Source organism: Bradyrhizobium sp. 62, from assembly GCF_023073035.1.
GTDB lineage: Bacteria > Pseudomonadota > Alphaproteobacteria > Rhizobiales > Xanthobacteraceae > Bradyrhizobium.
This window is the reverse complement of the sequence record NZ_JADPIT010000032.1, coordinates 25,689-44,267: the sequence shown is the minus strand read 5'-3', so window position 1 is coordinate 44,267 and position 18,579 is coordinate 25,689. Positions and strand designations below refer to the sequence as shown.

The 18,579-nt window shown below is 64.5% G+C and carries 20 protein-coding genes; 4 read left to right on the top strand and 16 right to left on the bottom strand.

Annotation, left to right across the window (positions count from 1 at the left end; genetic code table 11):
* Positions 1–712: trypsin-like peptidase domain-containing protein (locus IVB47_RS29580; protein ID WP_247466710.1), on the bottom strand; the 712-nt coding region annotated here is incomplete at its 3' end.
* A 209-nt stretch (positions 713–921) separates the two neighbouring features.
* Here IVB47_RS29580 and IVB47_RS29575 point away from each other — a divergent pair.
* On the top strand, positions 922–1,758 hold the full coding sequence (locus IVB47_RS29575; RefSeq protein WP_247468121.1) for a universal stress protein: 837 nt from the start codon (positions 922–924) through the stop codon (positions 1,756–1,758).
* Between the two features lie 115 nt (positions 1,759–1,873).
* On the opposite strand, the gene IVB47_RS29570 is transcribed toward IVB47_RS29575, so the two are convergent.
* The 9 genes from IVB47_RS29570 to IVB47_RS29530 all read right to left on the bottom strand — a co-directional run bounded on the left by IVB47_RS29570 (position 1,874) and on the right by IVB47_RS29530 (position 11,027).
* Positions 1,874–2,086 (bottom strand): hypothetical protein, encoded by a 213-nt coding sequence (locus tag IVB47_RS29570; RefSeq protein WP_247466706.1) that lies wholly within the window; start codon positions 2,084–2,086, stop codon positions 1,874–1,876.
* A gap of 198 nt (positions 2,087–2,284) precedes the next feature.
* Entirely contained in the window at positions 2,285–3,022 is a 738-nt protein-coding gene (gene rpe / locus IVB47_RS29565; RefSeq protein ID WP_247466703.1) for a ribulose-phosphate 3-epimerase, read from the bottom strand.
* Positions 3,019–3,954 carry a CbbX protein gene (gene cbbX, locus IVB47_RS29560; protein WP_247356945.1) on the bottom strand — a complete coding sequence of 312 codons (936 nt, stop codon included), beginning with the start codon at positions 3,952–3,954 and terminating at the stop codon, positions 3,019–3,021. Before cbbX ends, rpe begins: the two co-directional genes overlap by 4 nt.
* A gap of 98 nt (positions 3,955–4,052) precedes the next feature.
* Entirely contained in the window at positions 4,053–4,460 is a 408-nt protein-coding gene (locus IVB47_RS29555; protein WP_007594833.1) for a ribulose bisphosphate carboxylase small subunit, read from the bottom strand.
* Positions 4,461–4,471: 11 nt separating this feature from the next.
* The gene (locus tag IVB47_RS29550; protein ID WP_027516500.1) at positions 4,472–5,932 is read right to left on the bottom strand and encodes a form I ribulose bisphosphate carboxylase large subunit; all 1,461 of its coding nucleotides are present in this window, start codon (positions 5,930–5,932) and stop codon (positions 4,472–4,474) included.
* A gap of 31 nt (positions 5,933–5,963) precedes the next feature.
* Positions 5,964–7,049, bottom strand: a complete 1,086-nt coding sequence (gene fba, locus IVB47_RS29545; protein WP_247399790.1) for a class II fructose-bisphosphate aldolase — start codon at positions 7,047–7,049, stop codon at positions 5,964–5,966.
* 14 nt (positions 7,050–7,063) lie between these two features.
* The gene (gene tkt / locus IVB47_RS29540; RefSeq protein WP_247466700.1) at positions 7,064–9,085 is read right to left on the bottom strand and encodes a transketolase; all 2,022 of its coding nucleotides are present in this window, start codon (positions 9,083–9,085) and stop codon (positions 7,064–7,066) included.
* Positions 9,086–9,101: 16 nt separating this feature from the next.
* A complete protein-coding gene (locus tag IVB47_RS29535; protein WP_027516497.1) occupies positions 9,102–9,977 on the bottom strand; it encodes a phosphoribulokinase in 876 nt (291 codons plus the stop codon).
* A 12-nt stretch (positions 9,978–9,989) separates the two neighbouring features.
* Positions 9,990–11,027, bottom strand: a complete 1,038-nt coding sequence (locus IVB47_RS29530; protein WP_247356953.1) for a class 1 fructose-bisphosphatase — start codon at positions 11,025–11,027, stop codon at positions 9,990–9,992.
* A gap of 122 nt (positions 11,028–11,149) precedes the next feature.
* On the opposite strand from IVB47_RS29530, the gene IVB47_RS29525 reads away from it, so the two are divergent.
* Positions 11,150–12,121 carry a LysR family transcriptional regulator gene (locus IVB47_RS29525; protein ID WP_247466697.1) on the top strand — a complete coding sequence of 324 codons (972 nt, stop codon included), beginning with the start codon at positions 11,150–11,152 and terminating at the stop codon, positions 12,119–12,121.
* Positions 12,122–12,372: 251 nt separating this feature from the next.
* Here the strand turns inward: IVB47_RS29525 and IVB47_RS29520 are convergent, their stop codons facing one another.
* The 6 genes from IVB47_RS29520 to IVB47_RS29495 form a co-directional block, all read right to left on the bottom strand.
* A complete protein-coding gene (locus IVB47_RS29520; RefSeq protein ID WP_007594851.1) occupies positions 12,373–12,582 on the bottom strand; it encodes a hypothetical protein in 210 nt (69 codons plus the stop codon).
* Positions 12,583–12,720: 138 nt separating this feature from the next.
* Entirely contained in the window at positions 12,721–13,131 is a 411-nt protein-coding gene (locus tag IVB47_RS29515; RefSeq protein ID WP_247356956.1) for a DUF4118 domain-containing protein, read from the bottom strand.
* 139 nt (positions 13,132–13,270) lie between these two features.
* On the bottom strand, positions 13,271–14,464 hold the full coding sequence (locus IVB47_RS29510) for an MFS transporter (RefSeq protein ID WP_247466694.1): 1,194 nt from the start codon (positions 14,462–14,464) through the stop codon (positions 13,271–13,273).
* A gap of 52 nt (positions 14,465–14,516) precedes the next feature.
* Positions 14,517–15,071, bottom strand: a complete 555-nt coding sequence (locus IVB47_RS29505) for a TetR/AcrR family transcriptional regulator (RefSeq protein ID WP_247291079.1) — start codon at positions 15,069–15,071, stop codon at positions 14,517–14,519.
* A 1,058-nt stretch (positions 15,072–16,129) separates the two neighbouring features.
* Entirely contained in the window at positions 16,130–17,089 is a 960-nt protein-coding gene (locus IVB47_RS29500; protein ID WP_247399802.1) for an N-carbamoyl-D-amino-acid hydrolase, read from the bottom strand.
* 191 nt (positions 17,090–17,280) lie between these two features.
* Positions 17,281–17,739: a hypothetical protein gene (locus tag IVB47_RS29495; RefSeq protein WP_247399803.1), complete on the bottom strand. Its 459-nt coding sequence runs from the start codon at positions 17,737–17,739 to the stop codon at positions 17,281–17,283.
* A 177-nt stretch (positions 17,740–17,916) separates the two neighbouring features.
* On the opposite strand from IVB47_RS29495, the gene IVB47_RS29490 reads away from it, so the two are divergent.
* Entirely contained in the window at positions 17,917–18,177 is a 261-nt protein-coding gene (locus tag IVB47_RS29490; RefSeq protein WP_247466691.1) for a hypothetical protein, read from the top strand.
* A gap of 156 nt (positions 18,178–18,333) precedes the next feature.
* Entirely contained in the window at positions 18,334–18,558 is a 225-nt protein-coding gene (locus IVB47_RS29485) for a hypothetical protein (RefSeq protein WP_007594875.1), read from the top strand.
* Positions 18,559–18,579: the final 21 nt, after the last annotated feature.

Below are 18,579 nucleotides of genomic sequence, written 5' to 3'. Positions count from 1 at the left end.
CGTTGCCGATGTCGCGGCCGCTGGCCGAGACGATGCCGGCGGTCACGGTGCCGCCGAGGCCGAAGGGATTGCCGACCGCGACGACCCAGTCGCCGATACGCGGCTTCTGGTCCGAGAATTTGACGAACGGAAAATCCTTCTTACCCTCGACCTTGATCAGCGCGAGATCGGTCTTCGGATCGGTGCCGACCACTTTCGCGCTGTAGATCGTGCCGTCGTCCATCGTCACTTGCACCGACTCGGCGTGATCGACGACGTGGTTGTTGGTCACGGCATAGCCGTCGGCGGAGATGAAGAAGCCGGAGCCCTCACCCGTGATCATCTGGCGGTGCTGGCGCGGCATGCCCTCCATGCCACCCGGGCCGCGGAAGCCGAACTGCCGCGAGAACTGGTCGAACGGCGTCGCCTCGTCCGAATCCATCCGGTTCTGTTGCAGCATCGCGCTCTTGTCGTTGTCCTGGTCGATCCTGACCCGCACCGAGATGACGGCGGGTTTGACCTTGCTGACGAGGTCGCCGAAGCCCGGCGGTGTCGCGGTGGGCTCCGCGGCCTGGGCGGGCGCGATGAAGGAGCTCGCGCTGAACGGCGAAGAGCCGGGTGCAGTCGCCAGCACGGCCACGCCAAGCGCGGCCACGGTGCCGAGCAGCGCGAGCCGGCGTGGCCTCAGGACCTTGCGGGACGTTGTGGTGTCGGAATTGGCGTGATCGCTCATGTCGATATGTCCATGTTGGGTAAGTCGCCTTGCACCCAACATGGTGGTCGCCACCTTACAGCGTCCCGTCCGCGCGGTTAAATCTTGGCAAAGTAGCCGGGGCCGGCGAAGGTCCAAAACTCGAGGCTGCACGTTTGATGCAGCTCAACGCGGCCCCTGCGCACCGTGAAAGACTGCAGCCACCGGATGATGTCCGTCGGAGGCGCGTCATGTACAAAGACATTCTCGTCCACATCCCCACCGAGCGCCCGGTGCGCCCGGTGATCGATGGCTCGATCTCGCTCGCGGCGGGCCTCAACGCCCATCTCGATGCAGTCGCGGTTGGCTATGTGGCAACCAGCGCGGCCTATATCATGGAGGGCGGCGCCGCGGTGGCGGCGGTGTTCGAGCTGGAGCGCGAGAGCGCAGTGGAGCGGGCCGAGGCGGCGCTCGCGGTATTCAAGAACGAAGCGATGAACGCCGGCATTTCCTACACATGCCACCCGCTCGGGACGATGCCGGGGGATGCGGTCGGCTTGCTCGGCGAGATGGCGCGGCTGCACGATCTCAGCATCGTGCTCCAGCCGGACCCGGCGCAAGCCTCACTCGACAACGATGTGCCCCGCGAGATCCTGTTCCAGGCGGGCGGCCCGGTGCTTTTCCTGCCCTACACCTTCCATGGAGCCTTCAAGGCGAAACGGATCGGCATCTGCTGGGACGGCAGCCGCCTCGCCGCGCGCGCCATGCGCGACGCCGCACCATTCCTGGCCCGTGCCGAGGAGATCGTGATCATTGCTATCAACGAAACAGACATGGTTCCCGACGAGGTCTCGACGCGCAATCTGGCAAGGCACCTCGGCCGGCGCGGACTGTCCACCCGCACCGTCAACCTGTCGGCCACGCGCTCTGACATTCAGCCGACCATGCTGTCGCTTGCAGCCGATGAGCGCCTCGATCTTCTGGTCATGGGCGGCTACGGCCATTCGCGATTGCAGGAGCGGTTCCTCGGCGGCGTCACCCGCGCCATGCTGGAAGCCATGACCGTCCCGACGCTGATGTCGCATTAATCGAGGGTTGATCCAGGACGGGCCGGTCGCAAGCCTCGTCGTTCGGGCTGATAACCGCGTCCTTGAGCGGTGCCGGCCTCGGCAAGTTCAGGTCATATTCGAACAAGTTGGACCGTCACGCCGCGGCGGGCCTCTCCCACGCCGTGGCCTCGACGCCGTCCTCGTCGGGTGGCGCATTGCACGCGTCGAAATGCGCCTTGAGTTCGACTTCGGCGAGATATTCGAAATGTTCGGCCTGGCCGAGCAGTTCCCAGCTCTGGAGCGGCCGGTAGGCGGCCTGCTGACGACAGAGGGACGCCAGCGCGCGGTAACGACGTACGTTATCCATGAGACCCTCCCTCGCATTCACACAGAGCTTATTGCCCTTATTTGCGTCAGGGCGATGGCGGTTGTGCAAAAGATTTGCTGCGCCCGCCGCGCGCTAGACGCGCTTGATTCTAGGCAAACGCGCATTTAGGCGAAAGTTCCAACCAGCGCGGACTCAACGCTTCGGAACCTTACCGCGGGCCAATGTGTAACGGGTAGTCTACCGGATGAGCGCGGGCTCACCGGCTCGGATCGTCTGCGCCGAACTATGTTGCAGCTTCGGAACCCTACCGGCTTCCGCAGCGGCGCGGATAACCGCGATGTTGCCGGCATAGTCCGCGCTGCTCTTGCCGCGAAACACGGCGGAGCCCGCTACAAGCGTATCGGCGCCCGCAGCGGCCACGGCAGCAGCATTGTCGCGCGTGATGCCGCCGTCAACCTCGAGCCGGATCGGCCGGTCGCCGATCATGCTTCGGATGCGCGCGATCTTCTCGAGCTGGGACTCGAGGAAGGACTGGCCGCCAAAACCCGGATTGACCGTCATCACCAGGACGAGATCGAGACGATCGAGCACATACTCGATCGCGCTTTCGGGAGTGGCGGGACACAGGCTGACGCCGGCCTTCTTGCCGAGCGCGCGGATGGCCTGGAGCGAGCGATCGAGGTGCGGACCCGCTTCGGCATGCACCGTAATGAGATCCGCGCCGGCCTTCGCGAACGCCTCGAGATAGGGATCGGCCGGCGCGATCATGAGATGCACATCGAATATTTTCTTCGTCAGCGGCCGGATCGCCTTGATGACGTCCGCGCCATAACTGATGTTCGGGACGAAATGCCCGTCCATGACGTCGCAATGAACCCAGTCGGCGCCCGCCGCGTCGATCGCCGCGATCTCCTCGCCGAGGCGGGCAAAATCCGCAGCCAGGATCGACGGCGCGATGAGGATTTCTCTGGTCATGGCTTCGCACTCCCCTGAGCGTCGGCACCGCCGCTGAAGACGCGGCTCGCCAGGACGTCCATGGGATCGATCGTTTCGAGGTCGGCGATCTCGAGCATGCGATCGAGATCGGACACCAGGCGATCGGCCTGCCGCAGGCGGATGCGGTCGACGGCGTTGCGGATAGATCGCGCATTGGAGAAGAACGGTTGGGTCCGACGCAGCGCAATATATTTCTCGAACGCCTCACGCGCCGCCGCCGAGAGGCGATAACCCCGTTCCTTCAGCATCAGCTCAGCGATGACGAGCAGCTCGGCTTCCGCATAGTCCGGAAAGTCGATGTGGTGGGCGATGCGCGAACGGAAGCCGGGATTGGAGGCGAAGAAGCTCGTCATCCGCTCGCCATAGCCGGCAAGGATCACGACGAGGTCCTCGCGCTGATTTTCCATCACCTGCAGCAGAATCTCGATCGCCTCCTGGCCGTAGTCGCGCTCGTTGTCCGGCCGATGGAGATAATAGGCCTCGTCGATGAACAGCACGCCGCCCATCGCCTTCTTCAGGATCTCCTTCGTCTTGGGCGCGGTGTGGCCGATATACTGGCCGACGAGATCGTCGCGCGTCACCGAGATCACCTGCCCGCGCCGCACGAAGCCGAGGCCGTGCAGGATCTTTGCCATGCGCAACGCGACGGTCGTCTTACCGGTGCCGGGATTGCCGGTGAACGACATGTGCAGCGTCGGCGGCGACGAAGCCAGTCCCGCACGCTGCCGGATACGTTCGATCAGCAAGAGCGACGCGATCTGGCGCACGCGGTTCTTCACCGGCTTCAATCCGATCAGCTCCTGCTCGAGCTGTTGCAGCGTGCCGGTGATTCCAGCCTCTTCGGCCTCCTTGCGGAGATCGAAACTGGTCTTGCCGGGCTCAGTGGTCATTGCATGGGGAACATCCAGCATCGGCACCTCGAAGAAAAGGGCTTCGCCGCGGGAGAGCGGCGAAGCAGTGGTCCGCCAAGAAAACGGAGCAGGGAGTGCTCCGCGCGGAGGAGAATGAGTTAGGTTGGCGCGTGCGCGGGCTGCCGACGCACGGTGGTGTAGCGGATCGCGCGTCCGCCCACCTCCTGCCGCACCAGCTCGAACTCGGCTTCCTGCGGCGGGCGATTGACGATGAACGAGATCCGCACCGATTCCCAGCCATGGCTGGAGTCGAAGCCGCTGAGACGGATGTAGCGGTCGCCATACACTCTGCGGCATTCGGCGAGCTCCATCATCACGCCGGCGGCGTCCTGGAGATCGAACATCGGCAGGCCCCACATCTCCCAATAGGTGTTGCGGGGATGCGGATCGTCGGTGAACTCGATGTTCACCGCCCAACCGTTGGTCAGGCAATACTGCACCTGCTTGGTGATCTGGTCGTCGGTCAGATCGGGCAGGAACGAGAAGCAGCCTTGGGTCAGCTTCATGTCAAATCTCCTCAAACGGTTTCGAGCGCGGTCGGCACGAAGTCGGGCGTGTCGGTGGATTCATAATTGAAGGAGACGTCCTTCCAGACCTCGAGTGCAGCTTTCAGCGGTGTGCAGGTCTCGGCCGCCCTGGCCAGGATCTCCGGACCTTCGTGGACATAGTCGCGGCCCTCGTTGCGGGCGAGGATCATCGCTTCCAGCGCCACACGATTGGCGATCGCGCCGGCCGCGATGCCCATGGGATGGCCGATGGTACCGCCGCCGAACTGCAGCACGACATCCTCGCCGAGCAGGTCGAGCAGCTGGTGCATCTGGCCGGCATGGATGCCGCCGGAGGCAACCGGCATCATCTTGTTCAGGCTCGCCCAGGACTGGTCGAAGAACAGTCCGTGTTCGAGCTTGGTCGGGTTGAAGTCTTCGCGGCAGACATCGTAATAGCCGCGCGTGGTGTTCGGATCACCTTCGAGCTTGCCGACCACCGTGCCGGCATGGATGTGGTCGACGCCGGCAAGCCGCATCCACTTGGCGATGACGCGGAACGACACGCCGTGGCTCTTCTGCCGCGTGTAGGTCGAGTGACCGGCGCGATGCAGATGCAGGATCATGTCGTTGCGCCGCGCCCATTTCGCCATCGACTGGATCGCGGTGTAGCCGATCACGAGGTCGATCATGACGATGCACGACCCGAGCTCCTTCGCGAACTCCGCGCGCTCGTACATGTCCTCCATCGTTCCAGCGGTGATGTTCAGGTAGGTGCCCTTCGCCTCCCCGGAGGCCGCCTGTGCGCGGTTCACCGCTTCCATGCAATAGAGGAAGCGGTCGCGCCAGTGCATGAAGGGCTGCGAGTTGATGTTCTCGTCATCCTTGGTGAAGTCGAGCCCGCCCTTCAGCGCCTCGTAGACCACGCGGCCGTAATTGCGGCCCGAGAGGCCGAGCTTCGGCTTGACGGTGGCGCCGAGCAGCGGCCGGCCGAACTTGTCGAGCCGCTCGCGCTCGACCACGATGCCGGTTGCCGGCCCCTGGAACGTCTTCACATAAGCGACCGGGAAGCGCATGTCTTCCAGACGCAGCGCCTTCAGCGGCTTGAAGCCGAACACGTTGCCGATGATCGAGGCCGAGAGGTTGGCGATCGAACCAGGCTCGAACAGGTCGAGGTCATAGGCGATGTAGGCGAAATACGAGCCCGGCGTGCCCGGCACCGGATCGACGCGATAGCATTTTGCGCGATACTTCTCGGCAGCGGTCAGGCGATCGGTCCACACCACCGTCCAGGTCGCGGTCGAAGATTCGCCGGCGACTGCGGCCGACGCCTCGATCGGGTCGACGCCCTCTTGCGGCGTGACGCGGAACAGCGCGATGACATCGGTGTCCTTTGGCACGTAATCAGGCTCCCAATAGCCCATGCGCTTGTATTCCATCACGCCCGATCGATATCTTTCCTTGCCGCGGACGGTTCCTGCATGTGCATTCATGGCTCTCTCCTGCTCTTCTCTCTCTGAATGATTAGGCCGCGACGGGCTCGCGGGCGTCGATGCTGGGATCGAGTTCTCCGGCGCGGTAGCGCCGCGCCATCTCGCTCAAGGGAACGACCTTGATCCGGCTGGCGTGGCCTGCAGTCCCGAACTGCTCGAAGCGCTCGCGGCAGAGCTCGCGCATCGCATCCATCGCGGGCTTGAGGAATTTGCGCGGATCGAACTCGGAGCGCGTTTGCGCGGCGACCTTGCGGAACACCGCGGTCATCGCCAGCCGGCAGTCGGTGTCGATATTGACCTTGCGCACGCCGCTCTTGATGCCGCGGACGATCTCCTCGACCGGCACGCCCCAGGTCTGCGGCATCTCGCCGCCGAACTGATTGAACATGTCCTGGAGCGGCTGCGGCACCGAGGAAGAGCCGTGCATCACGAGATGCGTGTTCGGCAGACGGCGATGAATCTCCTCGACCACCCGCATCGCCAGAATGTCGCCATCCGGCTTGCGGCTGAACTTGTAGGCGCCGTGCGAGGTGCCCATCGCGATCGCGAGCGCATCGACCTTGGTGGCGCGGACGAAGTCGACCGCCTGGTCGGGATCCGTCAGCAACTGATCGTGGCTGATCGTGCCTTCGACGCCGTGACCATCCTCCTGTTCGCCGCCGCCATGCTCGAGCGAGCCGAGCACGCCGAGCTCGCCTTCGACGGAGGCACCGACCCAATGGGCGAGATCGACGACGCGGCTGGTGATCGCAACGTTGTAGTCGTAATCGGCCGCGGTCTTGGCGTCTGCCTTGAGCGAGCCGTCCATCATCACCGAGGTGAAGCCGTGGGCGATCGCGGAGGCGCAGGTCGCTTCGTCGTTGCCATGGTCCTGGTGCATGCAGAGCGGGATGTCCGGATAGGTCCGCTCCAGCGCGTCGATCATGTGCGAGAGCATGAGGTCGCCGGCATAGCTGCGCGCGCCGCGCGAAGCCTGGATGATCACCGGCGCGTCGACCTCGGCCGCCGCCTGCATGATCGCGATGCCCTGCTCCATGTTGTTGATGTTGAATGCCGGCACCGCGTAGCCGTGACTGGCGGCGTGGTCGAGCAGCTGACGAAGGGTGATACGGGCCACGACAATTCCTCCTGTTATTGCTTGCTTGTGCGGGCAATCGCCCGCCGGGCGGCTTCCGCGACGCTTTGCGGCGTGATGCCGAATTCGCGGTAGAGCACTGGCGCGGGCGCCGAGGCACCGAAGCCGCGCATGCCGACGAATTCGCCGTCAGTGCCGATCCATCGATGCCAATCGCCGGCGACTGCCGCCTCGATGCCGATCCGTGGCGCCGTGCCGAGCACGGCAGCGCGGTAGTCCTCCGGCTGCTCCTCGAACAACGCGAAGCAGGGCGCGGAGACTACGGCCGCGCGGACGTGCTCGGTGGCGAGCAGGCGGGCCGCTTCCAGCGCAATAGACACTTCCGAACCCGTTGCGATGAGCGTCACGTCGCGGCCGCCGTCCGGCGAAACGATCAGATAGGCGCCCCGTGCGACGCGGTTTCTACCGCGCACGTCGCTGCGGAAGGTCGGCAGCGCCTGACGGGACAGGCACAGCACGGACGGACGATTTTCGGCTTGGAGCGCGCAGTCCCATGCTTCCAGCGTCTCAACCGCGTCGGCCGGCCGGAACACGAGCAGGTTCGGAATGACGCGGAGCGCTGCGAGATGCTCGACCGGTTGGTGCGTGGGGCCGTCCTCACCAAGGCCAATGGAGTCATGGGTCATCACGTGAATGACGCGGATCCGCATCAAGGCCGCAAGGCGGATCGCCGGGCGGCTGTAGTCGGAGAAGGCGAGGAAGGTGCCGCCATAGGGAATGAAGCCGCCGTGCAGCGCGAGGCCGTTCATCGCGGCGGCCATGCCATGCTCGCGGATGCCGTAATGGATGTAATCGCCGGCGAACGAGTCGCGCTGGACGGGGGTCTGCGCCTTGGCATGCGTCAGGTTCGAATGCGTGAGGTCCGCCGAGCCACCGACAAATCCTGGAATCGTCCCTGCGATGCCGTCGAGCACCTGTTGCGACGCCTGCCGCGTCGCAAGCTTCGGACGCTCGGTGGCAAAGCGCTCGCGCAATTTCGCCGACGCCTGGGCATAGGCGTTCGGCAGAGCAACCACCTTGCCCTCGACAAATAGATCGCGCTGCGCGGGCGTCGCGCATTCATAGCGATCGAGCCAGGCCAGGCGCGCGACCTGCCCGCGCTGCCCGATCATCCGCCATGCTTTCAGGATCGTGACAGGCACCACGAAGGGCTGATAGTCCCAGCCGAGCGCTCGCCGCGCCGCCGCGGTCTGCTCGGTGCCGAGCGGCGCGCCGTGCGCCTTCTCGGTGCCCTGACGATCCGGCGCGCCATAGCCGATGATGGTGCGGCAGGCGATCAGCGACGGTCTTTGGCTCTCACGCTCCTCCGCAATCGCCTGCGCAACTGCTTCGGAATCGTGCCCATCGACACGGCGCACCGACCAGCCTGAGGCGGCGAAGCGCGCGAGCTGGTCGTCGGAGGTCGCAAGCGAGGTCGGCCCGTCAATGGAGATGCCGTTGTCGTCGAACAGCACGATCAGGCGGCCGAGCCCGAGATGGCCGGCGAGCGAAATCGCTTCCTGGCTGATGCCTTCCATCAGGCAGCCGTCGCCGGCGATCACATACGTAAAGTGATCGACGAGGCCATCGCCATGCCGCGCATTGCCCATCCGCTCGGCGAGCGCCATGCCCACCGCGGTCGCAATCCCCTGCCCCAGCGGACCGGTCGTCGTCTCGACGCCCGGCGTATGGCCACATTCCGGATGGCCCGGCGTCTTCGAGCCCCATTGCCTGAAGGCCTTGATGTCATCGAGGCTGACGTCGCCGCCGGTGAAATGGAGCAATGCATAGAGCAGCATCGAGCCGTGGCCTGCCGACAGCACGAAGCGATCACGGTCCGGCCAGTGGGGGTGAGCCGAGTCGAATTTCAGAAATCGCGAGAACAGCACGGTGGCGACATCGGCCATGCCCATGGGCAGTCCGGGGTGGCCGGACTGCGAGGTCTCGATGGCGTCGACCGCGAGGAAGCGGACGGCGTTGGCGAGATCATTGTGTGTGACCGCGGTAAGGTCCGCGTCGGCGTGGACGGAGATGTTCATCGGATCCTCCCCTCGTTCACTTCAGGTTTCGCTTGCGCTCGATGAGCTGCATGATCAGCGGCGTCAGGATCAGCTGCATGGCAAGATCGAGCTTCGCGCCGGGGCACACGATCGAATTGGCGCGCGACATCCAGCTTTGCGGCAGCATCGAGAGCAGGTAGGGGAAGTCGATGCCGCGCGGGTTCTTGAAGCGGATCACGACCATCGATTCGTCCGGCGTTGGGATCCAGCGCGCGATGAATGGATTGGAGGTGTCCACCGTCGGCACGCGCTGGAAGTTGATGTCGGTCTCGGAAAATTGCGGACAGATGTAGTGGATGTAGTCGGGCATCCTTCGCAGAACGGTGTCGGTGACGGCCTCGGTCGAATAGCCTCGCGCACTGCGGTCGCGGTGCAGCTTCTGGATCCACTCGAGATTGATGACGGGCACGACGCCGATCTTGAGGTCGGCATAACGCGCGACGTTGACCTTGTCGGTGACGACCGCGCCATGCAGGCCCTCGTAGAACAGCAGGTCGGAGCTCTCCGGCAGCCGTTTCCATTCGGTGAAGGTGCCGGGTGCCGCACCATGCAGCGCGGATTCCTCGGCATCGTGGACATAGTGCCGCGTCGTCGCCGTACCGGTCTCGCCATAGTCGCGGAACGCCCGCTCCAGCTCCTCGAACAGATTGGTCTCGGGGCTGAAATGGCTGAAATGCCTGTTGCCGCGATCGGCCTCCTTCGCCATCTGCGTGCGCATTTCCACGCGATCGTAACGATGGAAGGCGTCGCCTTCGATGTAGGCGGCGTTGACCTTCTCGCGGAAGAATATCTGTTCGAACGTCTTCTTGACCGACGTGGTGCCGGCGCCGGAAGAGCCGGTGATGGAGATGATCGGATGCTTCCTGGACATGGGATGCCTCGCTTACAGCCGGAAGAAGCCGCGCCGCGCGAACAGCGGTGCAGAGACGCTGGCGACCAGCAAGGGATCGCAATGCAGGTCCTCGACGCGCTGCACCTCGTTGTTCGAACCCATGATCAGCGGCACGCGCTGGTGCAGGCTCTGCGCTGAAAGCTCAAGGATGCGTTCGCGCCCGGTCGACGCGGAGCCGCCGGCCTGCTCGACGATGTAAGCCATCGGGTGCGCCTCGTAGACGAGGCGCAGGCGGCCGTCGCCATAGCCCGGCCGTGCATCGGAGGGATAGAGGAACACGCCACCGCGGGTGAGGATACGGTAGGCCTCGGCAACCAGCGAGCCGACCCAGCGCATGTTGAAATTGTGGTTGGCCTGCCCTTCTACACCGGCGAGGCATTCGTCGACGAAGGCGCGCACCGGCTGTTCCCAATGCCGGCGGTTCGAGGCGTTGATCGCGAACTCCTCGCAGGTCTCGGAGATCTGCACGGCGCTACGCGCGAGACGGAAGCAACCGGACTTGCGATCCAGCGTGAAGATATCGACGCCCTCGCCAAGCGTCAGCACCAGCGAGGTCTGCGGGCCGTAGGTGACGAACCCCGCCGCGAGCTGCGCCGAGCCGCGCTGATGGAAGGCGAGCGCGAGATCATCGGGCGCGGGCAGGATCGAAAAGATCGTGCCTACGGTCATGTTGATGTCGATGTTGGAGGAGCCGTCGAGCGGATCGATCGCGACGCAGATCTTGGCCTTGCGGTCGCCGATCTGAGGTTCGCGCATCTCCTCCGACGCCAGTGCCGCGATCGGCAGCTTGCCGAGACAGCGGCGCAGGATCGCATCCGCCTGCACGTCGAGATCGCGCTGGACGTCACCGTCGCTATTGCGGCCGGTGGTCAGGCCGGAGGCGTCCGCAAGGTCTCCCGTGGCGATGAGATCGGCGATTTCGATCGCGGCCGCCGCGATGGCATCGACCGCGGACGCCACGGCCAGCGCATGCGGCGCCGTCTCGGAATACCGCTGAAGGTGGTCGTCCAGCCTGAGTTGCCCGGTCATCTGCGTCCGTCCCCTTTGCTGGTGCCGTATCCAGTTCCCCCCTCGCTGGAGGTCTGGTGCGGTCAGTGCCAACAACGATGAGATTGACAGAGCCGGCTTAATAAGGAAAATTTCTATTCATAATGAGCGCCAAAGAATTATCTTATAATGCCCATTCGGCGACACAGCTCCGGCATCTGACGATCCGGCAGCTTCGCTCGCTCGCGGCGCTCGCGGCCAAGGGCAGCGTCACGGCAGCCTCGACCCAGCTCGGCCTGACGCAGCCGGCCGTGACCCAGCAACTGCGCCAGCTTCAGGATCTCGCCGGCCTGCCGCTGCTGCAGCGGACCGGCGACGGCATGCTGCTGACGGAGGCGGGCAAGGAGGTGCTTACCCTCGCCGAGCGCGTCGAAGCCGCAATCACCGACTGCCAGGGCGCGCTCGACCTGCTTGCGGGGCGAACCGGCGGCACGGTGCATCTCGGCGCTGTCTCGACCGCAAAATATTTCGTGCCGCACGCGATCGCGGCATTCTCGAAGCGGTATCCGAAGATCGAGCTCAAGCTCACGGTCGGCAATCGCGAGGAGATCCGCGAGGCCATGCACGGCTACGACCTCGATTTCGCGGTGATGGGTCGGCCACCGGCCGATGTCAGCGTCGACGTCCGTCAGCTCGGGCGGAATCCGCACATCATCGTCGCACGCAAGGGGCACTGGCTGGAGAAAGATTCCGGCCTCAACCTGACCGACCTCGTGCACGAGACCTTCCTCACCCGCGAGCCTGGCTCGGGCACGCGGACGCTGATGGAAGGCATGTTCCAGAGGTCGGATCTCGAGCCGATCATCGGCATGGAGATGAGCAGCAACGAGACCATCAAGCAGGCTGTCATCGCCGGGCTCGGCATCGCCTTCATCTCGGCCCACACCGTGGCGCACGAGCTCACCGAGGGCCGGCTGATCGTGCTCGACGTCGCGGGCCTGCCGATCGTGCGGCAATGGTACGTGATCCGCCGCAGCGACAAGGTGCTGTTGCCGCCGGCGCAGGCGATGTTCGATTTTCTCGGCTCGGAGGGGGCGAACTATCTGCCCGAATTGCCCGAATTCGGCGCGCGATAGCCTGCCGGAATTCAGCCCATCAGCTTCATTGCGACCGTGGCCGCGAGAATGACGATGATCTGGAGCAGGCGCTCGGTCGTGAAGATGCGGTTGAAGGTGGTCATCGCTTGCCCCGGCCGAATTGGGATGTCTTGGTCGGGACGTTGCTAACACAGGCGGGGGTCGAGATAACTCCGTAGTCGCCCCGTGCTTTCCGTGCGCGACCCGATGACCGACGCGGGCCTGCGCAAGGCCGCGCCGATGGTTAACGATCAGGCCGCACGCGTAGCAGCGTAATCCATCCGCGCGGCGAAATAAGCTTCCAGCTCCAGCAGCGCCCGTGCTTCCCAATCCTTCGCCTGCTCGAGCAGCGACCAGCTCTGGCCCGGGCGGAATGCAGCGGTCTGGCGATAGAGCGATGCGATGCCGCGATAGCGGCGCACGTTCTCCAAGATGGCGTGACCGGTTATTTGGCCGTTCATGTCCGAAAACTCCCTCGTCATTCCCGGGGGAGAAATTGCGGCCAAATCTTTTTTGAAAAGTTAGCGCCGCGCGGCAAGCGCGCGAATGGTTTCCGGACTGTTGCCCGCGCGCAACGTGCGCGGCCGTACAAGGCCGATCTATTGCGAATTCGTTGCCGCGCTCTCGCTGCGCGGCTTCAATCCACCGCGGCTGATGATCTCGCGGCAGAGATCGGCAAGTCCGATCACCAGCACCGCGAACAGGCAGAACAGCTTGATGGAATCGGCATGCGCGCTGGTCAGAGAATTGAACTCGAAGAAGGGCGGAATGAACGCCCACCACACCAGCGGAATGGTGAGCAGTGCGGCGAACGCCGCAACTGGCACGCCCGCGATAATGCCGAGCACGAACAGGCTGGGCAGGAACGCTGCGAAATAGAGTTTTGCGCCGAGCGCGACACAGACGCCCTGGAGCGCAGCCGACATTGCGACAACGACGAATCCAAGCAGAAACGCCTGCCACGACCATGGTCGTACCCGCGGTACGCCAACCAGCCCCGCACGCCTCATCAGCCTCCCCCTGCCGCCCGTTAACCAGGCTCGCTTGCGACCAAAGTACTACAGCGGCAGGGAAACTGCGAGGTGGAAATTGCCGGCCGGACGGCCTTGGTAAACGGGCCGAATCGCACAATCTGGACCCACCGCGGCCCTACTCGGTGGCCGCATAGACCAAGCCTGCGACGGGCAGCGCGAGGCCAATGGCCGATGCCAGCGTCCAGCCGCCTTGCGCAAACGCCCAGGCGCCGACCGCCGAGCCCGCCGCGCCCGCGGTGAAGAACGTCGCCATGTAGAGGCCGTTGAGGCGGCTGCGGTGCTCATGCCCCAGCGCGAAGATCGCGCGGAAGCCGAGCACGACGTTGCCCTGCACGCCGATGTCGATCGCGATCGCGGCCACGACCAGGCAGGCGAGGTTCAGCACCGATCCGGGCGCGCCGACATGCGTGATCAGGAAGCCCACGGCCGCGAGCAGCAGCGCGACCAGTGTTGCCATGCGGCTGTAGCCGCGATCGGCAAGCCGCCCCGCGATCGGCGCCGCGAACACGCCGGCGACACCGGCGAGCGCGAACAGCGCAATGCCGCGCTGGGTGAAGCCGAACTCGCTCGCGAGCAGCAGCGGCGTCACGGTCCAGAACAGGCTGAAGGCGCCGAACAGGCTGGCCTGGTACAGCGCGCGGCGGCGCAGCAGCGGCGTGGTCCGCGCCAGATGCGGCATCGACAGCAGCAACTCGCCGTAATGCATCCGCGCGACCGGCTTGCGCTTCGGCAGCGTCATCCAGAGTACCGCTGCGAGCACGATCATCAGTGCGGCCGAGCAGAAGAACACCGCGTGCCACGACAGCATCGCCGTGACGAAGCTCGACACCGGTCGCGCCAGCATGATGCCGAGCATCAAGCCGGTCGAGACGTTGCCGACGACGCGGCCGCGAATGGCTGCCGGCGCAAGGTGCGCCGCATAGGGAATGATGATCTGCACCGCGACCGAGCCGAGCCCGATGAACAGTGCGGCCATCAGGAACGGTAGCGCATGGGACGCGGCCCCCGCGGCGAGCAGGGCTGCCGCGCCGAGCGTGATGACGGAGCAGATCAGGGTGCGGTTCTCGACGAGGTCGCCGAGCGGCACTATGAAGAGAAGCCCCACGCCGTAGCCGATCTGCGTCATGGTGACGATCAGTCCCGCCGCTTCATGCGACAGGCCGAGCGCGGCGCTGATCGGGGCGATCAGCGGCTGGGCGTAATAGATGTTGGCGGCGACTATGCCACAGGCCGCGGCAAGCACGAAGGTCAGGCGCTGCGACACCGCATCCGGCTCGGGGGCTGTCTCGATCGTGGCATTCATCGTCATTCACATAGTCTCCAAATATAGGAAACGCTTGTTTCCTAATATGACAAAAAATTCAGGCGAGCAGCTTCATCGCGACGGCGACCAGGCGCTTGCCGTCGAGCGAAAGGCGCGCCTTGCCGACGACGCGCAGACCCTGCGTGATGCAGATCATCAGCCGCGCGGTGTCGTCGGCGGCGACATGGCGGGGAATCGAGCCGTCAGCCTGCCCCTCGCGAATGAGGCCAGCGATGAAGCCTTCGTTGGTCTCGAGCCGCGCGCTGACGAGGGCGCCCACCACCGGATCGACCGCGGACAATTCGACCGCGCTGCCGACCACGAGACAGCCGCGCCGCCCCTCACTGCCCTGGGAATGCTCTACATACGACAATAGCATGTTGCGCAGCCGCTCGCGGCCGTTGGCGCCTTTCGCCGCGGCGCTACGCGTCTGCTCCTGGCGCAGAGCGACATAGCGCTCGAAGGCGGCGAGAAACACCGCATGCTTGTCGCGAAACGCCTTGTAGACGCTGCCGGTCGCCAGCCGCATCGCCGCGGTGAGATCGCCAATCGAGGTCGCATGATAACCGCGCTCGGAAAACACGCGCACGGCCCCGTCGAGGGCAATGTCCATGTCGAACTCCCGGGGACGGCCGGGCGGACGGGCGACGGAGCGGGATTTGCGGGCGGCTTTTTGCACTGCGGGATAATAGGGAATGATTGTTTCCGAATAAAGACACGTGGTTGTGATGGGGTGTGGGTCACACTGATCGCCACCAACTCCTGCGTCGTCCTGGCGAAGGCCAGGACCCATTACCCCAGGGAGGAGTTTGGCGGACATTTGCTCGGTGGGATTGATACCGCCTCAAATCGATAGACCTCGGGGTATGGGTCCTGGCCTACGCCAGGACGACATTTGAGGTTGTCGCGCCGATTCGCAGACACGGCTTCGCGTTCTCGCGGCTGATTTCGCCCGAGCTTTGCTTCGTCGCTTCACCCTCTTGTCCAAGGGGGCGCAGGGAAGGCCGGGCGCCGGCTGGCACCCGCGGTCCGCTGCGCGAAAAGCACACGCAGGAAAACCGCACAGCAGCATACAGGTGTAGCCAATCACTCGGCCTTCCCTGCGCGATGGTTGGACGGCTTATGCCGTGCTCTCCCGGGAGCCGAGTTCCTTTTGGCCTCCCTCGCCTTCGCGAAAGTCACCGGCGCCGCGCCGGTTGACGCAAGTGCCGCATCCGCAAGAGCTTGACCGTAGCAACGACGGCCAGGACCACACGGTTTTGCCGTACACACTGCCCGCCATTCGCCGCAGTTTTCCCGGCCCTGTCGACGGAGCCGGAAACTTACAGACGAGACGAAGCCTAGCAGCGCCGCTCGTCGGAACGAAGCCTCGGGCTCACGGAGAGCAATCCGCCCTGCCCTTGGCCTCTCGTACCCGAACGCTGCCGCGTCCACCGCAAGCCCGGCTCGCGAACGTGACGACCACAAGATCGCCCCTCAAGGATGAGCCGGGATGGGCAACATATACGCCAAAACCGAAATTCGGTAAAGTGGAATATTTTTGCAGGAAGGGGTTGACGGAGTGCGGGTGTTTTGCCCGACCGCAAGTCTTGTAGCCCGGATGAGCGAAGCGACATCCGGGACTCTCGCAGCGGTCCCGGGTATCGCTTCGCTCACCCGGGCTACAGGAGCTCACCCTGTCGTTCGCACCGGCGTTCTGTCCGCCATCAGGGTCACGCCCTTCCGTTCGACAATCATCCGGTAGGCCTGCGGCTGACGGTGAACGTCGAAATTAAAGGTGGTGCGCTTGTAGGAGTTGCAGAGATCGAGATCGCAGCGAGCGAGCGCGATCTCGTCGCCCTTGGTCGTGCATCGCGCGATGATCTCGCCGGAGGGCGCGATGACGCAGCTTCCGCCGATGTGGTCGACGCCCTCCTCGACACCGGCCTTGGCGACGCCGACCACGAAGGTGCCGTTCTGGTAGGCGCCGGCCTGCATTACCAGATGATTGTGGAACAGCGAGAGATCGTCATGCTCGGGCGCGGGCGGATTGTGCACCGGCGTGTTGTAGCCGATCATCACCATCTCGACGCCCTGCAGCCCCATCACCCGATAGGTCTCGCTCCAACGGCGATCGTTGCAGATCGCCATCCCCATCACGCCGCCAAAGGCCTCGGTCACGCCGAAACTACTGCCAGGATCGAAATAGCGCTTTTCCAGATGCTGGAATTCGCGCCAGGGCTCGTGCTCGGCATGCCCGGGCAAATGCACCTTGCGATATCTCGCGACAATCTCGCCACTCTTCTCGACCAGGATGGAGGTGTTGTAGCGCCTGACAATTCCGGCCTCGACCGTCAGCTCGGCATAGCCAAGATAAAATCCGATGCCGATCTCGCGCGCGAGATCGAACAGGCCTCTCGTCTCCAGCCCCGGCATCTCACGCTCGAAGAAGCTGTCTATCTCTGCCTGATCCTCGAAATACCAGCGCGGAAAGAACGTGGTCAGCGCGAGCTCGGGATAGACGATCAGGTCGCAACCGTTGGCGTGCGCCTGGCGCATCAAGGCCATCAGGCGCGCCACGACCGCGGTTCTCGTCTCTGTCCGCGCGACAGGGCCAAGCTGGCCGGCCGCGATCGTCACAAATCTCGTCACGAATCTTTCCCTCGTCCGCTTCCTGGGTCAGGTCGCGGCAGAGACTATCGTGCGATGCGTCGCGCGCACAGCCTCGCTGTCCGGCACGGTGCCCAACCGAGAGGCAGTTCGACCGTCACGCGGGGGGCGCCGAGGATGAATGGCGATCGACCGCATCCACGTCGCGCGAAAACACCCTCGCAGAGCGGCACTCACCATTCTGCGGCGACGGGCTCGTTGAAGAACTGACTGCGCGCCGCCATGCGCGACGGCTGGCGGCGACGATGCCGCTCCGCGACGCGCTTGTTCGGAGCGGCCGCCTTGGCCTGCGTGGGCGATGCGGCCTTGGTGTCCGAAGCCTTGCCGTCCGAAACCTTGGGCTCCGCGGCGGGCTGCGCCGCCATGGCAAATGCCTGGCGCGTACCGTCCGGCGCGACTGGCGCCGCCGCGTCTGACGTTGACGCCACAGTTTTGGTCAACGGAATCTGGCGCACGTTGGTGTCGAAGATGATCTTCTCCGGCCAGGTCTGTGCAGAATGAATTCGGGCGATCGAGAGGTCCGGCCCGGTTTCGGCGGCCGCACTCACGGGGCCGGCCAGGTAGTAATCAGCAAGGTACAGGAGGGCGAGCAGAGCGCCGCCGGTGAAGACGAAATAGCGGATGAGCGGCATGGGTCCCTCGATCGCCTCGTTATCGAGGCCCCTGCAGCAACGGGAAAGAGTGGTAATCGTTCCGGTGCGCCGTGGAGCAATCGCGGGAGACGCTCAGCCGTCCACTGGCATTGTGCTTGCTGGACGGCAGTCAAATCCCTCAGACCCGCAGTGGGTCTGTTTCATCGTGAGGCGATCATGCACCCGACGTTCCGTTTCGAAGCGACCATGCCGACACAGCTCCACGCATTGATCTCCGATCTGCGCTGGCGCATGCAAATGATCGACGCCGACATTCTGGAGGAAGAGCGGAAGGCTGGAATCTCCGATCCCCAGAACGTCGCCTACCCCATGCTCGCGCAGAACCTGCGGGCCCGGCGCGACAATATCCGGGTGAGCATCGCCATTCTCGAAAGCCGGCTTGAAAAGCAATCGACCGAGTGGCCGCGCGCGGCCTGATGCGGTGACGGGCCGAACTCCAGACGCACGCTAACGCGAGGGAACTCCCGTTGCTGATCTGCAACGGTTCCCGTCCGTCTGAAGCCGGACAAAAGAAACTCCCATTGCGGCCACGAACCCCTCTCACAACGCCGTGAGACGAGCAGGGGAACTACGATGCGTGCGCAACGAGTCTGGGTGGTCAATGGGGCCGCCAGCGTCGAACAATTGCAAACCAGATTGGACGATCTGAACAAGCGGCTCGGTCAACTCGAGACCCAGCACCCCGAGAGCTGGAAAGTCGAAGAACTCAGATCGAGCGCACTCAGCCTGTCGCGCGAGATCGACGACATCCGCTGCGCCGAGGCGACGGCGGCGCTGAGCGAGCTGCTGCGGAAATAGCCCGCGTTCCCGATTCGCCCG

What these genes read in the sequence shown, in the direction of transcription:
- IVB47_RS29555 (WP_007594833.1), bottom strand. Translation starts at nt 4,460, where the DNA reads ATGAAGCTGACCCAAGGCTGCTTCTCGTTCCTGCCCGATCTGACCGAC.
- IVB47_RS29520 (WP_007594851.1), bottom strand. Translation starts at nt 12,582, where the DNA reads ATGAACGGCCAAATAACCGGTCACGCCATCTTGGAGAACGTGCGCCGC.
- IVB47_RS29515 (WP_247356956.1), bottom strand. Translation starts at nt 13,131, where the DNA reads ATGAGGCGTGCGGGGCTGGTTGGCGTACCGCGGGTACGACCATGGTCG.
- cbbX (WP_247356945.1), bottom strand. Translation starts at nt 3,954, where the DNA reads ATGCTGGATGTTCCCCATGCAATGACCACTGAGCCCGGCAAGACCAGT.
- IVB47_RS29550 (WP_027516500.1), bottom strand. Translation starts at nt 5,932, where the DNA reads ATGAATGCACATGCAGGAACCGTCCGCGGCAAGGAAAGATATCGATCG.
- IVB47_RS29495 (WP_247399803.1), bottom strand. Translation starts at nt 17,739, where the DNA reads ATGCCGCTCATCCGCTATTTCGTCTTCACCGGCGGCGCTCTGCTCGCC.
- IVB47_RS29575 (WP_247468121.1), top strand. Translation starts at nt 922, where the DNA reads ATGTACAAAGACATTCTCGTCCACATCCCCACCGAGCGCCCGGTGCGC.
- IVB47_RS29490 (WP_247466691.1), top strand. Translation starts at nt 17,917, where the DNA reads ATGCACCCGACGTTCCGTTTCGAAGCGACCATGCCGACACAGCTCCAC.
- IVB47_RS29505 (WP_247291079.1), bottom strand. Translation starts at nt 15,071, where the DNA reads ATGGACATTGCCCTCGACGGGGCCGTGCGCGTGTTTTCCGAGCGCGGT.
- IVB47_RS29525 (WP_247466697.1), top strand. Translation starts at nt 11,150, where the DNA reads ATGAGCGCCAAAGAATTATCTTATAATGCCCATTCGGCGACACAGCTC.
- IVB47_RS29485 (WP_007594875.1), top strand. Translation starts at nt 18,334, where the DNA reads ATGCGTGCGCAACGAGTCTGGGTGGTCAATGGGGCCGCCAGCGTCGAA.
- rpe (WP_247466703.1), bottom strand. Translation starts at nt 3,022, where the DNA reads ATGACCAGAGAAATCCTCATCGCGCCGTCGATCCTGGCTGCGGATTTT.
- IVB47_RS29570 (WP_247466706.1), bottom strand. Translation starts at nt 2,086, where the DNA reads ATGGATAACGTACGTCGTTACCGCGCGCTGGCGTCCCTCTGTCGTCAG.
- IVB47_RS29535 (WP_027516497.1), bottom strand. Translation starts at nt 9,977, where the DNA reads ATGTCCAGGAAGCATCCGATCATCTCCATCACCGGCTCTTCCGGCGCC.
- IVB47_RS29510 (WP_247466694.1), bottom strand. Translation starts at nt 14,464, where the DNA reads ATGACGATGAATGCCACGATCGAGACAGCCCCCGAGCCGGATGCGGTG.
- IVB47_RS29530 (WP_247356953.1), bottom strand. Translation starts at nt 11,027, where the DNA reads ATGACCGGGCAACTCAGGCTGGACGACCACCTTCAGCGGTATTCCGAG.
- tkt (WP_247466700.1), bottom strand. Translation starts at nt 9,085, where the DNA reads ATGAACATCTCCGTCCACGCCGACGCGGACCTTACCGCGGTCACACAC.